We start from the raw sequence: 16,835 nt of genomic DNA on the forward strand, positions 1-16,835 counted from the left end.
CTAGGGTAGAGTAGCCCTAACGACACATTTTGCAAGACAATGCCAGCAAGCCCAATTGTTCCCGTTGCCCTTGCGGTTCTTTACCAAGGCGATCGCGTTCTCATGCAACTGCGAGATGATTATCCCCATATCTTGTATGCCGGCCACTGGGGACTTTTTGGCGGTCATCTTGAACCCGAAGAAGCACCGCTCGCGGGTGTCCAGCGGGAAGTCTATGAGGAGATTGGCTACTGCCCACCTCACCTCACCTTTTTTGGAGAGTACGGCGATCCCCAAGTGCATCGCTATATTTTCACAGGCCCTTTGACGTGTGCACTGGAAAACTTGGTACTCAACGAAGGACAGGGCATGGACTTGGTACCCTACGATTCTGTGGTGGCTGGGGTTCACTATGCCCAAACCCTCGGCGAAGATCGCCCCTTAGGCGCCATCCACCAGCGCATTCTGCTGGATTTCTTTGCTAGGAGAGAATCCCCCGTTTAAGCAGCAAACTGTTGCAGCACCCGTTCGGGGGTTCCCAGTCCTTGGACAGAGCGATCGAGATACAGCACCTGATCACAGGTTGCCCTTACCCGCTCCAAGTGATGGGAAATTTGTAAAATCGCCCAGCCCTCACTCACCTTGAGGGTCTCTAGGAGGTCATAAAATTGTTGCTCACCTCGGAGATCTAAGCCAGCGGGAGCTTCATCCAAAATCAGGAGACGACGGGGTTGCACCAAGCAATAGGCCAAGAGGGCGCGTTTTGTTTCGCCCCCGGAAAGGGAACTCATGGGTTGTGTCGCAAGATGCTCGAGGTGCAGGCGTTGGAGACTTTCCAAGATGGCGCGATCGCGCTGCTGTCGGTGCTGCCAAGGCCACTGCCACGTAGGTTGCCCCCAGCCCAAACCCACAAATTCAGCCACGGTGATCGGAATGCGTGGATCGCACTGAAAATTTTGCGGCAAGTAGGCTACCTGTTGGCGGACATAGGGGAGTGTGCGGCGATAGCCCATACCATAGCCCAAGAGGGTCACCCGCCCCTGCTGGTAGGGAATAATGCCCAAAATGGCTTGAATCAGGCTACTTTTGCCCGCCCCATTGGGACCAATAATGGCCATATTCGTATTGGCGGCGAGGGTAAAGGAGACATTTTCCACCACCCAGCGATCGCCCCGCCGCACCGAGAGGTTTGCCACCTCTAGCAGGTATTCGTTCACAGTGCTGCCCCTAACGGTCTATTCACCTGCATCCACCATGTCCCTACCACCGCGATCGCATCGGGACGACGATAGGCTTGCTGTTGCGCCCCAAAAGCCTCAGCCAGATTGCGAATGTTTTGCTCCATTCTTTGCAGGAAGTAGGTCGGCGTGAGATCAGCGGCAGTGGGAGCACGCTCTAGGGGATCAAACACACTCACTTTTACGCCCAAATCCTGCGCTAAACTGTCAAAGACCTGTTCTTGCCCCGGTTCCGTCAGGAGCGTTTTCAGATCACTTTGTTGCACCGCCTGCATCACCCGCTGCACATCCGCAGGTGAGGGATTAACCGACGGAATGCCCACGAGATAGATTGCTTTCAGGTTATAACTCTCGGCAAAATAGGGCGCCACATCGTGATAAACCACAAATGTTTTGCCCGCAAAGGGAGTGAGTTTTTCCCGGGCGAGGGCATCTAGGGCGTCTAACTCCTGAATAAAGGCGGCACTATTTTGCTTGTAGATGGCAGCCCCTTCGGGATCCACAGCAATCAGACCATCGCGAATGTTTTTCACCTGCTGCATGGCGCGCTGGGGATCTAGCCAAATGTGGGGATTGAATTCACCGTGGCTGTGACCGTGGTCATCATGAACGTGGTCGTGGTGGTGATCGTGATCATCCTTTTCGCTGGCAAGGGTGGCCACCCCCGCGCTGGTATCAATGATCTTGAGATTGGGATTGGCGGCATTTTCAATCAGTTTGTCTAAAAAGGTTTCCATCTCAAGGCCATTTTTGACCAAAACCCTTGCTGTGGCCAGCAGCCGCACATCCTCAGGCCGCGCTTGAAAGTCATGGGGGTCAATATTGGCCGGCAAGAGTTGCTCAACAGTGGCGCGATCGCCTGCGACCGCTTTTGTAAAGGCAGTGATGGGTAAGAAAGTCGTCACAATTGTGAATTGGGCTTCTGCCTGTGAGGTCTCCTGCTCCTGTGGCGACTGGGCTTGGGGGGCACAACTGCCCAAAAATACCCCCAGAGTTACCAGCAGCCCCCAGCGTTTAAGGTGAGCTTGGATAGTCATAGAGAAATAGATGAATGATAACCATTCTCATATTTGCACACTTAAGCAGGGAGAGCAAGCAAAAATAAAGGGGCAAGCCTCAACCTACCCCTGCGCAAAAACCAATTAGCGATCGCGAGTTTTTAGCCTTCGAGATTCAAGAACGGCAAGAGTGCCATGATCCGTGCCCGCTTAATGGCCACTGCCAGTTGTCGCTGTTGCTTGGCCGTGAGACCAGTCACCCGCCGCGGCAAGATTTTCCCCCGTTCAGTGATAAAACGCCGTAGTAAATCAACATCCTTGTAATCAATGGGCTGTCTAGGGGGAATGGGAGAAATGCGTCGCCGATAAAATGCCATAGCTGTCCTCTAATTACTTGATTTCTTTGTGAATGGTGTGCTTGTTGCAGTGGGGGCAAAATTTCTTCAGTTCTAACCGCCCTGTGGTGGTGCGACGATTTTTGGTGGTGGTGTAGCGAGATACGCCAGGCGATCGCTTGGCCGGATTAGTGCGACACTCTGTGCATTCTAGGGTGATAATGATTCTGGCGCCTTTTGCTTTAGCCATGGTCTTGCCTATCTATCCAGTGAGCCGATCTCTAATTATGGCAGATCTTTGCGGATTTTGCTCACCAATTCAATGAGCTTGCGATCAAGGGCAAAGCCCCGCTGGCAGCGATACACCTTTGTGCCGCCAAGGCGATCGTGGAGCGTGCGGTGCTCTTCATCAATCCACGCCAAGCTACAGTCAACGGCCAAGGGCAGTGCCAAAATAATCAGCGCCATACTCGGGCCATAGGACTCCCAGCCTGCCAATGTCAACAGTGCCCCGACACCAATCACCAGTTCTCGCTTGCTGAGGGAAAGGAGATCCGGTGTCCGCTGCCGCTGATCCAACAGGCGCACATTCATCAGCCAATGGCCGGGGCTTTGACCCTTATTGCGGTTCACCATTGCCACCCGCAGCAACCACCAAACGATGGCAAAAACAAACAGTTGCCCCCACTGAATGGCGGCTCCCGGCGTGATACCGACAACACTCGTCAACCAGATGAGGATAAAGTCAATGCTGGTGGCGATCGCCCGTCGCCAAGGCTGAGCCAGTGGTAAGGGGGGTGGATATTGACGGGAAAGTGCCATAGCAAACACGCGGTGGCAAAAGGCCAGAGAGTGGCTACACTAGTATAGCTTGGGGCCGATTCCCTCAAAAAATTCTGCGGAGTTTGGACGGTGCAACCCGTTGATTTGACGACCCTGCGTGCTGTTTGTGCCGATCTCCAACATTGGCTACCGGCACGGCTCGAAACGGTTTACCAGCGCGATCGCCACACGATTGCCTTGGCGCTGCGCACGCTGAAAAAACAGGATTGGCTGACCCTCAGTTGGCATCCCCAAGCGGCACGCATTGCCTTTGAACCACCGCCCCCCCGCCAACCCGACACCTTTACCTTTAGTCAGCAACTCCATGCCCAACTCAATCGCCTTGCCCTTGTGCGGGTGGGGTTAGTCAACCCTTGGGAGCGCGTCGTGGTCTTGGAATTTGCCCCTCGTCCGCAGGAAGCAACGCAGTGGCGTCTCTATGCCGAGATCATGGGCAAGTACAGCAACGTGATTCTGGTTAACGCTGCCGGGGAAATTGTTACTGCTGCCCACCAAGTCAATGCCCAACAGTCCCGCTTGCGCCCAATTCTGACCGGTCAACCCTATGTGCCCCCACCCCCCCTAACGGCCGCGTTGCCCAGTTGCGAGATTCCCTTTGAGCAGTGGCAACAACAGGTAAGCGTGATTCCCGGACTGCTGCGGCAGCAACTTCTGAAGGCCTATCGGGGACTGAGTCCAGCCTTGGTACAGCAACTACTGGCGGATGCCGCATTGCCCCTAGAAAGTCGCACCACAGAGCTAACCGCTGAAGAATGGCGGCGGCTATTTGACCATTGGCAGCACTGGCTGGCGTGTTTAGAGAGCGGGCATTTTGTCCCCCAATTTACATCAACGGGCTATCGCGTCATTCCCCCCCTTGGGACGCAGACCCCCTCAACCCTCAGCATTCACGAAATTCTCGCCACCTATTACCAAAACCAACTACAGCAACAGCAAACGCAGCAACTTCAGCAACAGTTGCACCAGAGCCTACAGGCACAACGGCAAAAACTGATCGCTAAAATTGAGGGCTTTCGAGAACGATTGGCCGCCGCTGCTGGGGGCGATCGCCAACGCTACCTAGCCGATTTACTCATGGCCCATGCCCACCTGTGGCAACCCGGCATGACTGAACTGATCGTGACGGACTTTGCCACCCAAGAACCCCTCGCCATTCCCCTCTCGCCAGAGAAGAGCGCCATCCAAACGGCGCAGGAGCTGTACAAACAACAGCAGAAACTCAAACGTGCCCAGCAGCACATTACGCCGCTCCTCACCGCTGCTGAAGGGGAACTGGCCTATCTGGATCAGGTGGCGGCCACCCTCACTACGGCCACATCCTTAGATGTCCTTGAGGAAATTCGCGCTGAATTGATTCAACAGGGATACCTGACGGCGCCCGATTACTATCGTCCCCCTACCACGCCCAGTCCCTACCTACGCTATACGACACCGAGTGGCTTCACGGTTCTCGTGGGGCGCAACAACCGTCAGAATGACGATCTCACCTTTCGCGTTGCCAGTCCCTACGATTGGTGGTTTCACACCCAAGAGATTCCCGGTAGCCATGTGATTCTCCGCCTCGCAGCGGGGGAGGTGCCCAGTGAGAAAGATATTCAATACGTGGCGAATTTGGCGGCCTACCATAGTCAAGCCCGTGCCAGTGCCCAAGTACCCGTGGTCTATACGCGCCGCAAGTATGTGCAAAAACCGAAGGGCGCCAATCCGGGGATGGTGATCTACGATCAGGCGACAGTGGTGTGGGGGTGCCCTCTGAGTGTCAGTGATGGCTCTTCCGATCTGACCCAAGGGGGTGCTGGCGGCGATCGCGACGGGATCATGGCAGAATAGAACCGTGTTTTTTACGACACCATTGACTGCTGAGGTTCTATGCTGCGCCTAAATCGAAAATCCCTAATTTCAATCCTATTAAGCGTTGTTGCCATTATTTTAGTCGGCTGTGGCGGCCCCAGTGCCACGACCACCCCTCCGCCCACCTATAGTGAGTTGCAAATTACTCGCATTCAAGACTACCTGAGTGACATTGAGAAAAATGCTGAACGCTTTGCCGACCTAGAGGTCAGTGTGGCCAAAGGGGATTGGCAGGAAGCCCGCAACATTATGCGCGGCCCTCTCGGTGAAATGCTGATGGATATGCGTGCCCTCAACCGCAATCTCTTGGCAAAGGATCAACCCACCCCCACAGCTTTGACCCGTGCCCTGACGGATGACTTCCTGAAAATTGATCAGGGGGCGGATCTCAATAGTGTCACCGTGGCTCAAGAGGGCTTCCGTGATGCTGAAGCGGACTTCAAGGCCTATCTCAATAGCTTGCCTGAGTTGTCCTAGTCCCCTGCGTTTCTCCTAGGTTGATAACCGTTGCCCATGTCCTTCGTCGGTCTGCATATTCACAGTGATTACAGTCTTCTGGATGGTGCAAGTCAGCTTCCCGACCTAGTGGCACGGGCAATGGAATTGGGGATGCCCGCGATCGCCCTCACGGATCACGGGGTGATGTACGGCGCCGTTGAGCTGTTAAAGTTGTGTCGCGGCAAACCCCTGAAGCCAATCATTGGCAATGAGATGTACGTCATCAATGGCGACATCACCAAGCAGGAGCGCAAACCCCGCTTTCACCAAGTGGTGCTGGCCAAAAATAAACAGGGCTACCACAACCTCTGCAAACTCACCACCATCTCCCACCTCCAGGGCTTCCAAGGCAAAGGCATTTTTGCTCGCCCCTGCATCAACAAAGAACTCTTGGCACAATACCGCGACGGACTCATTGTCACCAGTGCTTGCCTCGGCGGTGAGATTCCCCAAGCCATTTTGCAGGGTAAGCCGGATTTGGCACGCAGTGTTGCTGCTTGGTATCAAGAGACCTTTGGTGAGGATTTTTACCTTGAGATCCAAGACCACGGCAGTCAAGAGGATCGGGTGGTCAACGTTGAACTGGTGCGCATTGGCCGCGAGTTGGGGATCAAAATTATTGCCACCAATGACTCCCACTTTATCTCCTGTAATGACGTTGAAGCCCACGACGCTCTACTTTGTATCCAGACCAACAAGCTGCTCGCCGATGAGAAGCGGATGCGCTACAGCGGTACGGAATACCTGAAATCCGCCGCTGAAATGGCTCGCCTGTTTCGGGATCACTTGCCCGCTGAGGTCATTGAAGAGGCTTTGGCGAATACCCTTGAAGTGGCCGACAAGATTGAACCCTATAACATCTTTCGTGAACCCCAAAGTCCAGAGTTTCCGGTGCCTGCTGGTCATACAGCCGATACCTACCTAGAGCAAGTGGCGTGGCAAGGACTGTTGGAGCGATTTCACCTCAGCGATCGCCAGCAGTTGGATCCCACCTACCGGCAGCGACTGGAATATGAACTGAAAATGCTGCAACAGATGGGGTTCTCGAACTATTTCCTCGTGGTTTGGGACTACATCAAATATGCCCGCGACCACAATATTCCCGTCGGGCCAGGGCGGGGATCGGCGGCGGGTTCCCTTGTGGCCTATGCCCTGCGCATTACCAACATTGATCCCGTACACCACGGCTTGCTCTTTGAGCGGTTTTTGAACCCGGAGCGCAAGTCCATGCCCGATATTGATACGGACTTCTGCATTGACCGCCGCGAGGAGGTGATCCAGTACGTCACCGAAAAATACGGCAGCGATCGCGTCGCCCAGATCATCACCTTCAACCGCATGACCTCAAAGGCGGTGCTCAAGGATGTGGCACGGGTGCTGGATATTCCCTATAGCCAAGCGGATCAAATGGCAAAGCTGATTCCCGTGGTGCGGGGCAAACCGGTCAAATTGGCGGTGATGATCTCCGATGACACCCCCTCGCCAGAATTCAAGGAAAAGTACGACAGTGATCCGCTGGTGCGCCGCTGGATTGATATGGCGATGCGTATTGAAGGTACCAACAAAACCTATGGCGTCCATGCGGCCGGCGTCGTCATTGCCTCAGAACCCTTGGATCAACTGGTGCCGCTGCAACGCAATAACGATGGGGCGGTGATTACCCAGTATTTCATGGAGGATCTGGAATCCCTTGGCCTCCTGAAGATGGACTTTTTGGGTCTGAAGAACCTGACAATGATCCAAAAAACGCGGGAGTTGATCCAGAAAAACCACGGTAAAACCCTTGATTTGGATGTCCTCCCCCTCGATGATGCCAAGACTTACCAAATCCTTGCTGAAGGCAAACTGGAGGGGATCTTCCAATTGGAATCCTCGGGGATGCGCCAAATTGTTCGAGAACTGAAGCCCTCAAATTTGGAGGACATTTCCTCGGTGCTGGCACTCTATCGACCGGGACCGTTGGATGCAGGCCTGATCCCCAAATTCATTAACCGCAAGCATGGGCGGGAACCCATTCAATATCAACATGAGCTTTTGAAACCCATTTTGCAGGAAACCTACGGCGTTCTTTGTTATCAGGAGCAGATCATGCGGATGGCACAGGACTTGGCGGGCTATTCTCTGGGTCAAGCGGATCTGCTCCGCCGCGCGATGGGCAAAAAGAAAAAAGAGGAAATGGAAAAACACGAAGCCCTCTTCATTGAGGGAGCGGCTAAAAATGGGGTGCCCAGTGCGGTGGCCCAAGAACTCTTTAAGCAGATGCTGGATTTTGCTGAATACTGTCTGAGTGGGGAGACGGCGGTGATGACGGTGGAATATGGGGCTGTCCCGATTCGCCGCTTGGTGCAGGAACAGTTGGCCTGTCAGGTCTACAGCCTTGATCCCCAAGGGCATCTTTATACCCAGCCCATTGCCCAATGGCACTTTCAGGGCTTCCGTCCCGTGTATGAGTATGAACTTGAGGATGGCTCAACGATTTGTGCGACACCTGATCACCGCTTTATGACCACCCGTGGCCAGATGCTGCCCATTGAGCAAATTTTTCAGGAAGGACGAGAGCTATTCCAATTCGCGATCGCCCCCAGTACGGCGCTGGCTCAAGGTCTCAAACCAGCGGTGCAGATGAGCCGCTAGACAATCTTGAATAGCTTCACTCACCTGATCAGTGGGTTGATCCGCCGCAATTCGCTGCCAGCGATCGCCCCCTGCCTTAGCCAAGGCCATAAATCCCTGACGAACTCGCTCATGAAAGGCCACCGCATGCTGCTCTAGGCGATCCGCTATGCCCCGCCGTTGGGTGCGGGCAAGGCCAACCTGAACCGGCAGATCCAGCCAGAGAACTAAATCCGGCATCAGTCCAGCGGTGGCAATCTGGTTGATGTGCTCGATGAGGCTCAAGTCCAGTCCTCGCCCATAGCCTTGGTAGGCAATGGTGGAAGCCGTGTAGCGATCGCACAGGACAATGCCCCCCCGTTGCAGTTGGGGGCGGATACTCGTCGCCACGTGCTGGGCGCGATCGGCGGCATAGAGCAGGAGTTCTGCCATGGGATCAATCTCTAAATCACTATGGAGCAGCAGTTGCCGCAGGCCTTGGCCAAGGGGCGTTCCCCCCGGTTCACGGGTCAGCAGCAAGGGCGGATCAATGTCAGCGGATCGTAATTTTGCCAGCCAGCCACTGTCCTCTAGCCATGTGGTGATCGCCCCCATTTGGGTCGTTTTGCCGGCACCCTCTCCCCCCTCTAGGACAATAAACAAACCAGTGTAGGGATGCATGAATTCAGCGATTTTGAAGAAAGGTTTGATATAATCGCGGCATCCTGCCATATAATGCAGGTCACCTTACAATGGGGGTAATGCTCAATTCCCTGTGATTTCCTAGGAACACCAGCAGCGAGAGCGCCCCGTCTGTTCCGTGATTACACTAGAACCATTGTTCGCGAATTATTAGTTTACCACTTGGCGGTTATGGCTCGATATGCTCGTGTTGTTACCATTGCACTCCCTCGGGCACGGCTAAAGGAAGAGCTGGTGCAAACCCTAGAAGCCTGCGATTTGACGGTAACCCATGTGGGGGATGATTACGTCGTGGCACGGGAGAGCGCGCTCGATGCCATTTCAATGTCCCAACTGGTCACGGTTGAAGTCCTGATTGATAAAACCACGCCCCAAAAGGATGTCACCAAGTTTGATCTGGTGCTCAAGAATAAGGAACTGACCCTCAAGAAAAATAATCACTGCTTTGAATGGTTTGACCGTGTCAGTCGCGCCATTGCCGAAAATGAAAATTGGGAATTAGTTAATACAGTTGCCACACTGTGACGGTGCTGCTAGCAAATGCAACAGTGACCATTGTGGGCGCCGGGGTGGTTGGCTCGGCGATCGCCTACGAACTGAGTCGTGTGCTTGATCCAGCGGAAACGCCGATTCTTGTCCTTGAAGCACAACGGGAGGAAGATTGGCAAGCGACCGGTGCGGCTCTTGGTGTTCTCATTGTCCACCTCAGTCGGCGGCGACGTGGACGCAACTTTCAACTACGGCAGGCCAGTTTGGCACGTTATGAAACCCTCATTCCGGAGTTGGCGGCAGAAACGGGGGTTCAGATTCCCTACCAGCGCTGCGGCATTATCGAAATCTGTACCACTAAGGACGAGGCGATCGCCACCCAAGCATGGTTGCAGGAACAGGCTCCCCAAGGGGTGCAGTGGCTCTCGCCAAAAGAAGTCCAAGATCAATATCCCCTTGTGGATATCCACCACATTCACGGCGCACTTTGGGCAACGGGCGATCGCCAAGTCACCCCTAAACCCTTGACTCAAGCCCTGCGCCAAGCGGCTCATCAACGGGGCGTAAAGTTCTTGTATCAAAGCCCTGTCCGACAGCTCCAGCGATCGCTCCAAGGGGGATGGATTTTACAGCTCGATCAAGCAGCCATCGAGACTGAATACCTGATCCTAGCGGCGGGTCTGGGAACAACACCCCTTACGCAAGCCCTGAATCGCTCTGTCACTGTGGAACCGGTTTTAGGACAAGCCCTAGAGTTTGCCTGTGATATTGATGCAAATACACCAGTAATGACCGCTGAAGGAATTCATTTTGTCCCCTTGCCTTGGGGGCGGGTGTGGGTGGGTGCCACCGTGGAGTTCAACACCCTCACCGCGAATCCGCAAACCCTTGATCAACTGCATGGGAGAGCCATCGAACTTTGGCCAGTTTTGAAAACGGCTCCCTTAACTCAACAGTGGCAGGGACTGCGACCCCGCCCGAGCGATCGCCCGGCACCCATCATCGAAAAAATAGACGACCACACTTGGCTGGCCACTGGCCACTACCGCAATGGTATCCTGCTAGCTCCCATCACCGCCCAAAAAATTGCCCAATCCCTGAGGCTGACCTTGGCCAAGGGCGATCGCCCCAAGGGGGACACAGCATTGATAAAATAAAAGCCAGCGTTGTGGGGTACATACCATGGAAGTCAATCCTTTTGGCTTGGTGGCAACAGCCATGTTTGTCTTGGTGCCAACAGTGTTCTTGATTATTTTGTACGTGCAAACGGAAAGTCAGAAGAAGAGCAGCTAAGATAGATCTCTACGGCTAGAGCGAAAATGACTCTATTTTTGCCGCAGATGCTCTAAATAGTCCTTATTTATACGGCCTGTGACTGCTGCTTCGTTTTCACCCCTTTGTATTGCACCTACCCACGTCTATCGTGGTTGGTTCATTCTCTCCCAAGCGGGGGAAGCCATTGCTCAATTGGGGCATCATCCCCTTTTAGTGGTTTCACCGCAGCGGTATCAGCAGCTTGAGCAGGAGTGGCAGGCGATCGCCCGCTCCCATGATCTCACCTTCAGCGTGGGGACATTCCATGGTGAGTGCAGTGAATCCACCCTTGCCCAGCTCCGCCAAGAGGCGCAAGGCAGTGATCTCATCATTGGCATTGGCGGTGGCAAAGCCCTAGATACCGCTAAACTTTTGGGGCATCAATTACACTTGCCCGTAGTGACGATCCCCACGTCCGCAGCCACCTGTGCCGCTTGGACAGCCCTCTCCAATATCTATACAGAGGCCGGTGCCTTTGCCTACGATGTGACACTCCACCGTTGCCCGGATCTGCTGCTCTTGGACTACGCCCTGATTCAAACGGCGCCGAAGCGAACCCTGCTTGCCGGCATTGGCGATGCCCTTGCCAAGTGGTATGAGGCCTCGGTGAGTAGTGGCCACCGCCAAGAAACGCTGATTGTGGCTGCGGTACAGCAAGCCCGAGTATTGCGCGATCTTCTCTTGCAGCAATCCGCTGAGGCCCTGGCCAATGTGGGCAGTACCGCTTGGGAAAATGTCGTCGATGCCAGTGTCCTCATGGCAGGGATGATTGGGGGTTTGGGGGGTGCCCAATGCCGCACGGTGGCAGCCCATGCGGTGCACAACGGTCTGACCCAACTACCCCAAAGTAGGGGCACCCTCCATGGAGAAAAAGTGGCCTACGGTATTCTGGTGCAACTACGCTTGGAAGAGCTAGTTCAAGGCAGTCAGCTAGCTGCTAGCGCTCGCCATCAGCTGTGCCAGTTCTATGAACAGGTGGGTTTGCCCCTGAGTTTAGAGGATTTGGGTTTCCAAGAGGCCAGCTTGGCGCAACTCCAGCACGCTGCAACCGTTGCCTGCGCTCCCCACTCCGATATTCACTATTTGCCTTTTGCGGTGACACCTGATTTGCTGCTAGAAGCAATGGTGTCCACCGTGGTCGGCTACAGTGCCACAGTCTTAGATGGGAGTGCCCGCTAGATGGGGTTAGAGTGGATTCAGCCGGCCGATCGCTTGGGGGCATTGCCGCCCTACGTCTTTGCGCGTCTCGATGAACTGAAGCTGAAAGCCCGCCAGCAGGGACTCGACCTCATTGACTTGGGGATGGGTAATCCCGATGGCTCTGCCCCGCGTCCAGTGATTGAAGCAGCGATCGCCGCCTTTGAGGAACCTAGTTACCACGGTTATCCTCCCTTTGAAGGCACAGCGGTTTTCCGTCAAGCCATTACCCGTTGGTATCAGCGCCGCTACAATGTCTCCCTTGATCCCGATGGTGAAGCCTTACCCCTGTTGGGATCAAAAGAGGGACTGACGCACCTTGCCCTTGCCTATGTCAATCCGGGGGATGTCGTTCTTGTGCCTAGCCCGGCCTATCCTGCCCATTTTCGTGGACCCGCGATTGCCGGTGCCAACATCTATCCCCTGATTCTGAAACCAGAAAAGGGCTGGCTCATTGATCTCAGTGAGATTCCCAGTGACATTGCCCGTCAAGCGAAGGTTTTGTACTTCAACTATCCCAGCAATCCTACGGCGGCGATCGCCCCCCGCTCTTTCTTTGAAGAAGTCGTTGCCTTTGCCCGCGACTATCAAATCCTTCTAGTGCATGACCTTTGCTACGCCGAACTAGCCTTTGATGGCTATCAACCCACCAGCTTACTGGAAATTCCCGGTGCCAAGGAAATCGGCGTTGAGTTCCATACCCTCTCGAAAACCTACAATATGGCCGGTTGGCGGGTGGGGTTTGTGGTGGGCAACCGCCACATTATTCAGGGCTTGCGTACCCTGAAAACGAACTTAGATTATGGGGTTTTTTCCGTCTTACAGAAAGCGGCAGAGGTGGCCTTGAGCCTGCCCGATAGCTACATTGCCTCTGTGTGCGATCGCTATCGCCAACGGCGGGATTTTCTGATTCAAGGCTTGAATGAACTGGGCTGGCAACTCACCCCAACCCAAGCAACCATGTACCTGTGGGTGCCCGTACCCGTGGGCATGAGTTCGACCGATTTTGCCCTCAAACTGCTTCAGGAGACAGGCGTTGTTGTGACCCCCGGCAATGCTTTTGGCGAAGGGGGTGAAGGATACGTGCGCATTAGCCTCATTGCCGATCGCGATCGTTTAGGGGAAGCCCTCAAACGCATGGCTCAAGCCAATATTCGCTTCGATAGCTTAAGTCGGTAACATACTCCATCCGGCCATGACAAAAACGAATGCTGCCCACCAGCCCTCAAGGCTCCTCATTCTGGGTGCCCTCGGTGTCGTCTATGGTGACCTAGGGACCAGTCCCCTCTATGCCTTTGAAGAAACCTTCAATCCCCTTCATCCCCTAACGGTTACTCCGGACAATATCTACGGCATTCTCTCTTTGATCCTCTGGTCGCTTGTCCTCATTCCAACATTCAAGTATGCAATCTTTGCCCTGCGTGCTGACAATGGCGGTGAAGGCGGCATCTTTCCCCTGACGGCACTTGTCCTCTCCCGAATTCGCCTTAGTCCCCACTGGCGGCGCTGGGTGATCATTTTCGGTCTCGTGGGGGCGGCCATGTTCTATGGAGATAGCACCATTACCCCTGCGATTAGTGTTCTCTCTGCCGTTGAGGGGCTAGAGGTGCTCAGTTCCCAGTTTGCAACTTGGACAGTTCCGCTAACGGGGGTCATTTTAGTGGGGTTGTTTTGGTTTCAACATCGCGGTACCACCCAAGTGGGGCAGGTCTTTGGCCCGATCATGTTCCTCTGGTTTATGACCTTGGGCATTCTTGGCGCGATTCACATCTTCGAGCACCCCACAATTCTGAACGCCCTCAATCCTTGGTGGGGAGTAGAACTCTTTCGCACCCATCCCAGCCAAGTTCTTTTTCTATTGGGAGTGGTTATTCTGGCACTGACGGGTGCCGAGGCGATGTATGCCGATATGGGACACTTTGGCGTCCAGCCGATTCGCTTGGCGTGGTATCGTCTAGTCTTTCCTGCCCTTGCCTTCAATTATCTGGGGCAGGGTGCTTTCATTCTCAAGCATCCAACGGCTACCCATAATCTCTTTTTCCAACTTGTGCCTGAGTGGAGCGTTTTGCCCTTAGTCATTCTCAGTACATTGGCCACCGTTATTGCATCTCAAGCGGTAATTTCGGGGGCTTTTTCAATGACTGCTGCGGCTATTAAGTTGGGCTATCTGCCCCGGCTGCGCATTGATGTCACGGATGATCATCACCGTGGCCAGATTTATATTCCTGTAATCAACTGGTTGCTATTGGTTACGGTTCTGCTCTTGGTCATCACCTTTAGAAACTCATCAGAACTCGCGGGTGCCTATGGTTTGGCAGTTAACTTAACCATGGTAGTTACGACTCTCTGCCTGATTTTGGTGGCGCGGCACTTGTGGCGGTGGTCTATTCTGCAAATTAGCCTTGTTTGGGTCAGTATTTTAGTAATTGAAATTGCTTTCCTGATGGGAAATGCCCTCAAGATTCCCCACGGTGGCTGGTATCCCCTTGTTTTCGGCGGGATTATTTATATGCTCTTAGTGACGTGGCGACAAGGTCAGGTTCTGCTGCGCCAGCAACTGCTGCAAGCAAATACTCACTTCTCCCTCAAGGAACTGCTCAGTCAAGGGGTTGCGCGTGTGCCGGGGATTGCTGTTTTCTTCTCACCACTTCCCCACACCATTCCACCGACCTTTATTCAAAACCTTCAGCACAATCATGTGTTGCATGAGCAGATAATCTTTATCCATTTAGCAACTGCGAATTTACCCCATGTGCCCTTGTCAGAACAATTGGCCTATACAGTCACGGATGTCGGTATTTATGAAATCATCCTTACCTCGGGGTTTCGCGATCGCCCCGATGTCCTACTCGCCCTTGAAACTTGCCAACGTGTCCTCAATCTCCCCCTCAACGAACCGATGAGTTTCTTCCTAGGCCGTCGCACAATCATCCCCACCCACGCCCCCGGTATGACCTACTGGCAAAAGGTTGTCTTTGCTTGGCTATATCGCAATGCTGAGGATGCCATGATCTACTTTCGTCTGCCCCCTGAACAAGTAGTGGAGCTTGGCATACAGGTAGAGATTTGATACGTGGGAGCATTTATCCCAAACGGCTATTCCATGCGGTTTCTGCATCCTTGAGTGCTTGATCAATTGTCTTTTGTCCCAAGAGAACTGCCTGTAAATTCTCGTAGAGGAGTCGTTGTAGCTCCTTAATATCCCGCAGGGGGGGAATGAGAACCTCTGCTTGGCTCATTTGACGAGCACTGATGGATCGGGCAATGTCCACAGGGGTGGCATTTTCGCCAATGGTACAGAAGTAGGAATCTGCTAAGGCTGCTTGTGTAGAAGGCAGAACATTGGCTTCCTTGGCAAAGGCCAGTTGGTTTGCATTATTGGTGACAAAGAGGGCAAATTCTACGGCAAGTTCGGGATGGCGGCTCTGGCGGGGCACCAGTAAATTCATCACAGCAACATTTTTCTTGCCAGTGTCTCCGGTCAACTGGGGAGCAGGGGCTGAAACCGCTGCAATACTGGGGGCATTGGTGGCGATCGCGTTCAAAAATTCCGGACTGGTCATCAATAGCGCCGTTTGTCCCGCTTGATAGAGTTCAATACCTTGGCGGTGGCCTTCAGTCAGCACCTGTGGCGGCAAGAGTCCCTGTTGATACAGATCGACCCAGTAGCGAAAGACGGCTTTACCCACTGGGGAATTAAAGGCAGCACGACCTTGATCATCGACAAGCTTTACCCCCATCTGTACCATGGCCTGCATCAGTTCGGCAGAGTCCTCGGGCACCATCGTGATAAAGAAGGCGTATTTGCCCGTTTTCTCCTTCACGACTTTAGCAACACTGGCAAGTTCAGCAAAGGTTTGCGGGGGGCGATCGATCCCAGCGGCGGCAAGAATCGCCTTGTTATAAATCGTTACCCGCGAGGTGAGGTACCAAGGCACGGCAAAACTCTTGCCCTCTAACGTCGTTGCCTGCCAGATATTCGGTAGATAACGCTCGCGCACGGCTGGCGGCACATAGTCATTGAGATTGAGCCACGCATTGCGTCCTGCCAACAATGCCGCAAAGTCGGGGTTCAGGTTCACCACATCGGGAGCAGTGCCCGCTAATACTGCCATGAGAATTTTGGTCTGCATTGCCGTCCAAGGAATATCCACCCAGCGCACATGGACATCGGGATGTTGGGCTTCAAATTCCGCAATCAGGCGATGGAAGTAGTCAGTAAATTTCGGTTGCAGTTGCATGGTCCAGAATTCAATCTGGGTGCCTTGGGTAGGCGGCGTTGTTCCACAACTGGTGAGGATGGCCAGCCATAGCCCCACCAACAGCCCACCGATCCAGCGTTGCCACGATCGCATTGCTGAGGACTCCTACAGGGGGGGGAGTTCAGAGGTGCAGGCACGACAGCGAGTTGCTTTGAGGGGCACTGATTCCAAGCAGTAGGGACACTCCCGTTGTTCTGACGCAGGGGGTTTCTTCGGTAGCAAGGGTAAAAGCAGCTTCAGAAGAATAAACAAGCTCAGGGCAATCACCCCAAAGTCGAGCAAACTGCCCAAAAACTTGCCAATTCTAATCCCCGACCCGACCGTAAGCTCGCGCCAGTCGCCCCCCGGAATCAGGGGATTGATCAAAGGCATCATCAGGTCTTCCACCACGGAGGTGACAATGCGGCTAAAGGCACCCCCCACCACGACAGCGATCGCCAGATCAATCACATTCCCCTTTAAGGCAAATTGGCGGAACTCCTGCCAAAATTGCTTGACCTGTCGGCGGTTCAATCGCCCCATGCCCACTCCTCAGTA

Annotated in this window: 18 protein-coding genes; 10 read left to right on the top strand and 8 right to left on the bottom strand. The window is 54.0% G+C overall.

From position 1 onward, the window contains the following. The first annotated feature begins 39 nt into the window (after nucleotides 1–39). Complete coding sequence (locus M0644_RS05245; protein ID WP_149818797.1) at nucleotides 40–483, top strand: NUDIX hydrolase; 444 nt, start codon at nucleotides 40–42, stop codon at nucleotides 481–483. Here the strand turns inward: M0644_RS05245 and M0644_RS05250 are convergent. The 5 genes from M0644_RS05250 to M0644_RS05270 form a co-directional block, all read right to left on the bottom strand. Then, on the bottom strand, nucleotides 480–1,196 hold the full coding sequence (locus M0644_RS05250) for a metal ABC transporter ATP-binding protein (protein WP_149818799.1): 717 nt from the start codon (nucleotides 1,194–1,196) through the stop codon (nucleotides 480–482). The two genes, M0644_RS05245 and M0644_RS05250, sit on opposite strands and share 4 nt — an antisense overlap. After that, nucleotides 1,193–2,254 (bottom strand): metal ABC transporter substrate-binding protein, encoded by a 1,062-nt coding sequence (locus M0644_RS05255; protein ID WP_286626905.1) that lies wholly within the window; start codon nucleotides 2,252–2,254, stop codon nucleotides 1,193–1,195. The genes M0644_RS05250 and M0644_RS05255 overlap by 4 nt, the downstream gene beginning before the upstream one ends. A gap of 122 nt (nucleotides 2,255–2,376) precedes the next feature. Further along, nucleotides 2,377–2,592 carry a 30S ribosomal protein S18 gene (gene rpsR / locus M0644_RS05260; RefSeq protein WP_286626906.1) on the bottom strand — a complete coding sequence of 72 codons (216 nt, stop codon included), beginning with the start codon at nucleotides 2,590–2,592 and terminating at the stop codon, nucleotides 2,377–2,379. A gap of 13 nt (nucleotides 2,593–2,605) precedes the next feature. Then, nucleotides 2,606–2,800, bottom strand: coding sequence for a 50S ribosomal protein L33 (gene rpmG, locus M0644_RS05265; protein WP_149818803.1), 195 nt, complete (start codon nucleotides 2,798–2,800; stop codon nucleotides 2,606–2,608). A gap of 35 nt (nucleotides 2,801–2,835) precedes the next feature. Beyond that, entirely contained in the window at nucleotides 2,836–3,372 is a 537-nt protein-coding gene (locus M0644_RS05270; protein ID WP_226972044.1) for an RDD family protein, read from the bottom strand. A 90-nt stretch (nucleotides 3,373–3,462) separates the two neighbouring features. Here M0644_RS05270 and M0644_RS05275 point away from each other — a divergent pair, with 90 nt between their 5' ends. From M0644_RS05275 to M0644_RS05285, 3 genes are read left to right on the top strand one after another with little or no spacing between them, the layout of a single operon-like run. After that, nucleotides 3,463–5,223, top strand: a complete 1,761-nt coding sequence (locus tag M0644_RS05275) for an NFACT family protein (RefSeq protein WP_286626907.1) — start codon at nucleotides 3,463–3,465, stop codon at nucleotides 5,221–5,223. A 39-nt stretch (nucleotides 5,224–5,262) separates the two neighbouring features. After that, the gene (gene psbQ, locus M0644_RS05280) at nucleotides 5,263–5,721 is read left to right on the top strand and encodes a photosystem II protein PsbQ (RefSeq protein WP_149818809.1); all 459 of its coding nucleotides are present in this window, start codon (nucleotides 5,263–5,265) and stop codon (nucleotides 5,719–5,721) included. A gap of 36 nt (nucleotides 5,722–5,757) precedes the next feature. Beyond that, entirely contained in the window at nucleotides 5,758–8,376 is a 2,619-nt protein-coding gene (locus tag M0644_RS05285; RefSeq protein ID WP_286626908.1) for a DNA polymerase III subunit alpha, read from the top strand. On the opposite strand, the gene tmk is transcribed toward M0644_RS05285, so the two are convergent. After that, nucleotides 8,302–9,015 (bottom strand): dTMP kinase, encoded by a 714-nt coding sequence (gene tmk, locus M0644_RS05290; RefSeq protein ID WP_315863024.1) that lies wholly within the window; start codon nucleotides 9,013–9,015, stop codon nucleotides 8,302–8,304. The two genes, M0644_RS05285 and tmk, sit on opposite strands and share 75 nt — an antisense overlap. 192 nt (nucleotides 9,016–9,207) lie before the next feature. Between tmk and M0644_RS05295 the strand changes: the two genes are divergently transcribed. From M0644_RS05295 to M0644_RS05320, 6 genes are all read left to right on the top strand, one after another. Further along, nucleotides 9,208–9,561 (top strand): hypothetical protein, encoded by a 354-nt coding sequence (locus tag M0644_RS05295; protein WP_149818813.1) that lies wholly within the window; start codon nucleotides 9,208–9,210, stop codon nucleotides 9,559–9,561. Beyond that, a complete protein-coding gene (locus M0644_RS05300) occupies nucleotides 9,558–10,682 on the top strand; it encodes an FAD-binding oxidoreductase (protein WP_286626910.1) in 1,125 nt (374 codons plus the stop codon). The genes M0644_RS05295 and M0644_RS05300 overlap by 4 nt, the downstream gene beginning before the upstream one ends. A 25-nt stretch (nucleotides 10,683–10,707) precedes the next feature. Beyond that, nucleotides 10,708–10,818, top strand: a complete 111-nt coding sequence (psbM, locus tag M0644_RS05305; protein WP_149818817.1) for a photosystem II reaction center protein PsbM — start codon at nucleotides 10,708–10,710, stop codon at nucleotides 10,816–10,818. A 69-nt stretch (nucleotides 10,819–10,887) separates the two neighbouring features. Continuing rightward, on the top strand, nucleotides 10,888–12,018 hold the full coding sequence (locus M0644_RS05310) for an iron-containing alcohol dehydrogenase family protein (RefSeq protein ID WP_149818819.1): 1,131 nt from the start codon (nucleotides 10,888–10,890) through the stop codon (nucleotides 12,016–12,018). Continuing rightward, nucleotides 12,019–13,215, top strand: coding sequence for an aspartate aminotransferase (locus tag M0644_RS05315; RefSeq protein ID WP_286626911.1), 1,197 nt, complete (start codon nucleotides 12,019–12,021; stop codon nucleotides 13,213–13,215). A gap of 16 nt (nucleotides 13,216–13,231) precedes the next feature. Then, nucleotides 13,232–15,106 carry a potassium transporter Kup gene (locus M0644_RS05320; protein WP_286626912.1) on the top strand — a complete coding sequence of 625 codons (1,875 nt, stop codon included), beginning with the start codon at nucleotides 13,232–13,234 and terminating at the stop codon, nucleotides 15,104–15,106. 13 nt (nucleotides 15,107–15,119) lie between these two features. On the opposite strand, the gene M0644_RS05325 is transcribed toward M0644_RS05320, so the two are convergent. Further along, nucleotides 15,120–16,391, bottom strand: a complete 1,272-nt coding sequence (locus M0644_RS05325) for an ABC transporter substrate-binding protein (RefSeq protein ID WP_286626913.1) — start codon at nucleotides 16,389–16,391, stop codon at nucleotides 15,120–15,122. Between the two features lie 12 nt (nucleotides 16,392–16,403). Then, on the bottom strand, nucleotides 16,404–16,820 hold the full coding sequence (gene mscL, locus M0644_RS05330) for a large conductance mechanosensitive channel protein MscL (RefSeq protein WP_286626914.1): 417 nt from the start codon (nucleotides 16,818–16,820) through the stop codon (nucleotides 16,404–16,406). Between the last annotated feature and the right edge of the window lie 15 nt (nucleotides 16,821–16,835).

The organism is Thermosynechococcus sp. B1 (genome assembly GCF_030322985.1).
Lineage (GTDB): Bacteria > Cyanobacteriota > Cyanobacteriia > Thermosynechococcales > Thermosynechococcaceae > Thermosynechococcus.

What these genes read in the sequence shown, in the direction of transcription:
- M0644_RS05270 (WP_226972044.1), bottom strand. Translation starts at nt 3,372, where the DNA reads ATGGCACTTTCCCGTCAATATCCACCCCCCTTACCACTGGCTCAGCCT.
- rpsR (WP_286626906.1), bottom strand. Translation starts at nt 2,592, where the DNA reads ATGGCATTTTATCGGCGACGCATTTCTCCCATTCCCCCTAGACAGCCC.
- M0644_RS05325 (WP_286626913.1), bottom strand. Translation starts at nt 16,391, where the DNA reads ATGCGATCGTGGCAACGCTGGATCGGTGGGCTGTTGGTGGGGCTATGG.
- psbM (WP_149818817.1), top strand. Translation starts at nt 10,708, where the DNA reads ATGGAAGTCAATCCTTTTGGCTTGGTGGCAACAGCCATGTTTGTCTTG.
- tmk (WP_315863024.1), bottom strand. Translation starts at nt 9,015, where the DNA reads ATGCATCCCTACACTGGTTTGTTTATTGTCCTAGAGGGGGGAGAGGGT.
- M0644_RS05320 (WP_286626912.1), top strand. Translation starts at nt 13,232, where the DNA reads ATGACAAAAACGAATGCTGCCCACCAGCCCTCAAGGCTCCTCATTCTG.
- rpmG (WP_149818803.1), bottom strand. Translation starts at nt 2,800, where the DNA reads ATGGCTAAAGCAAAAGGCGCCAGAATCATTATCACCCTAGAATGCACA.
- M0644_RS05295 (WP_149818813.1), top strand. Translation starts at nt 9,208, where the DNA reads ATGGCTCGATATGCTCGTGTTGTTACCATTGCACTCCCTCGGGCACGG.
- M0644_RS05245 (WP_149818797.1), top strand. Translation starts at nt 40, where the DNA reads ATGCCAGCAAGCCCAATTGTTCCCGTTGCCCTTGCGGTTCTTTACCAA.
- mscL (WP_286626914.1), bottom strand. Translation starts at nt 16,820, where the DNA reads ATGGGGCGATTGAACCGCCGACAGGTCAAGCAATTTTGGCAGGAGTTC.
- psbQ (WP_149818809.1), top strand. Translation starts at nt 5,263, where the DNA reads ATGCTGCGCCTAAATCGAAAATCCCTAATTTCAATCCTATTAAGCGTT.
- M0644_RS05315 (WP_286626911.1), top strand. Translation starts at nt 12,019, where the DNA reads ATGGGGTTAGAGTGGATTCAGCCGGCCGATCGCTTGGGGGCATTGCCG.
- M0644_RS05255 (WP_286626905.1), bottom strand. Translation starts at nt 2,254, where the DNA reads ATGACTATCCAAGCTCACCTTAAACGCTGGGGGCTGCTGGTAACTCTG.
- M0644_RS05285 (WP_286626908.1), top strand. Translation starts at nt 5,758, where the DNA reads ATGTCCTTCGTCGGTCTGCATATTCACAGTGATTACAGTCTTCTGGAT.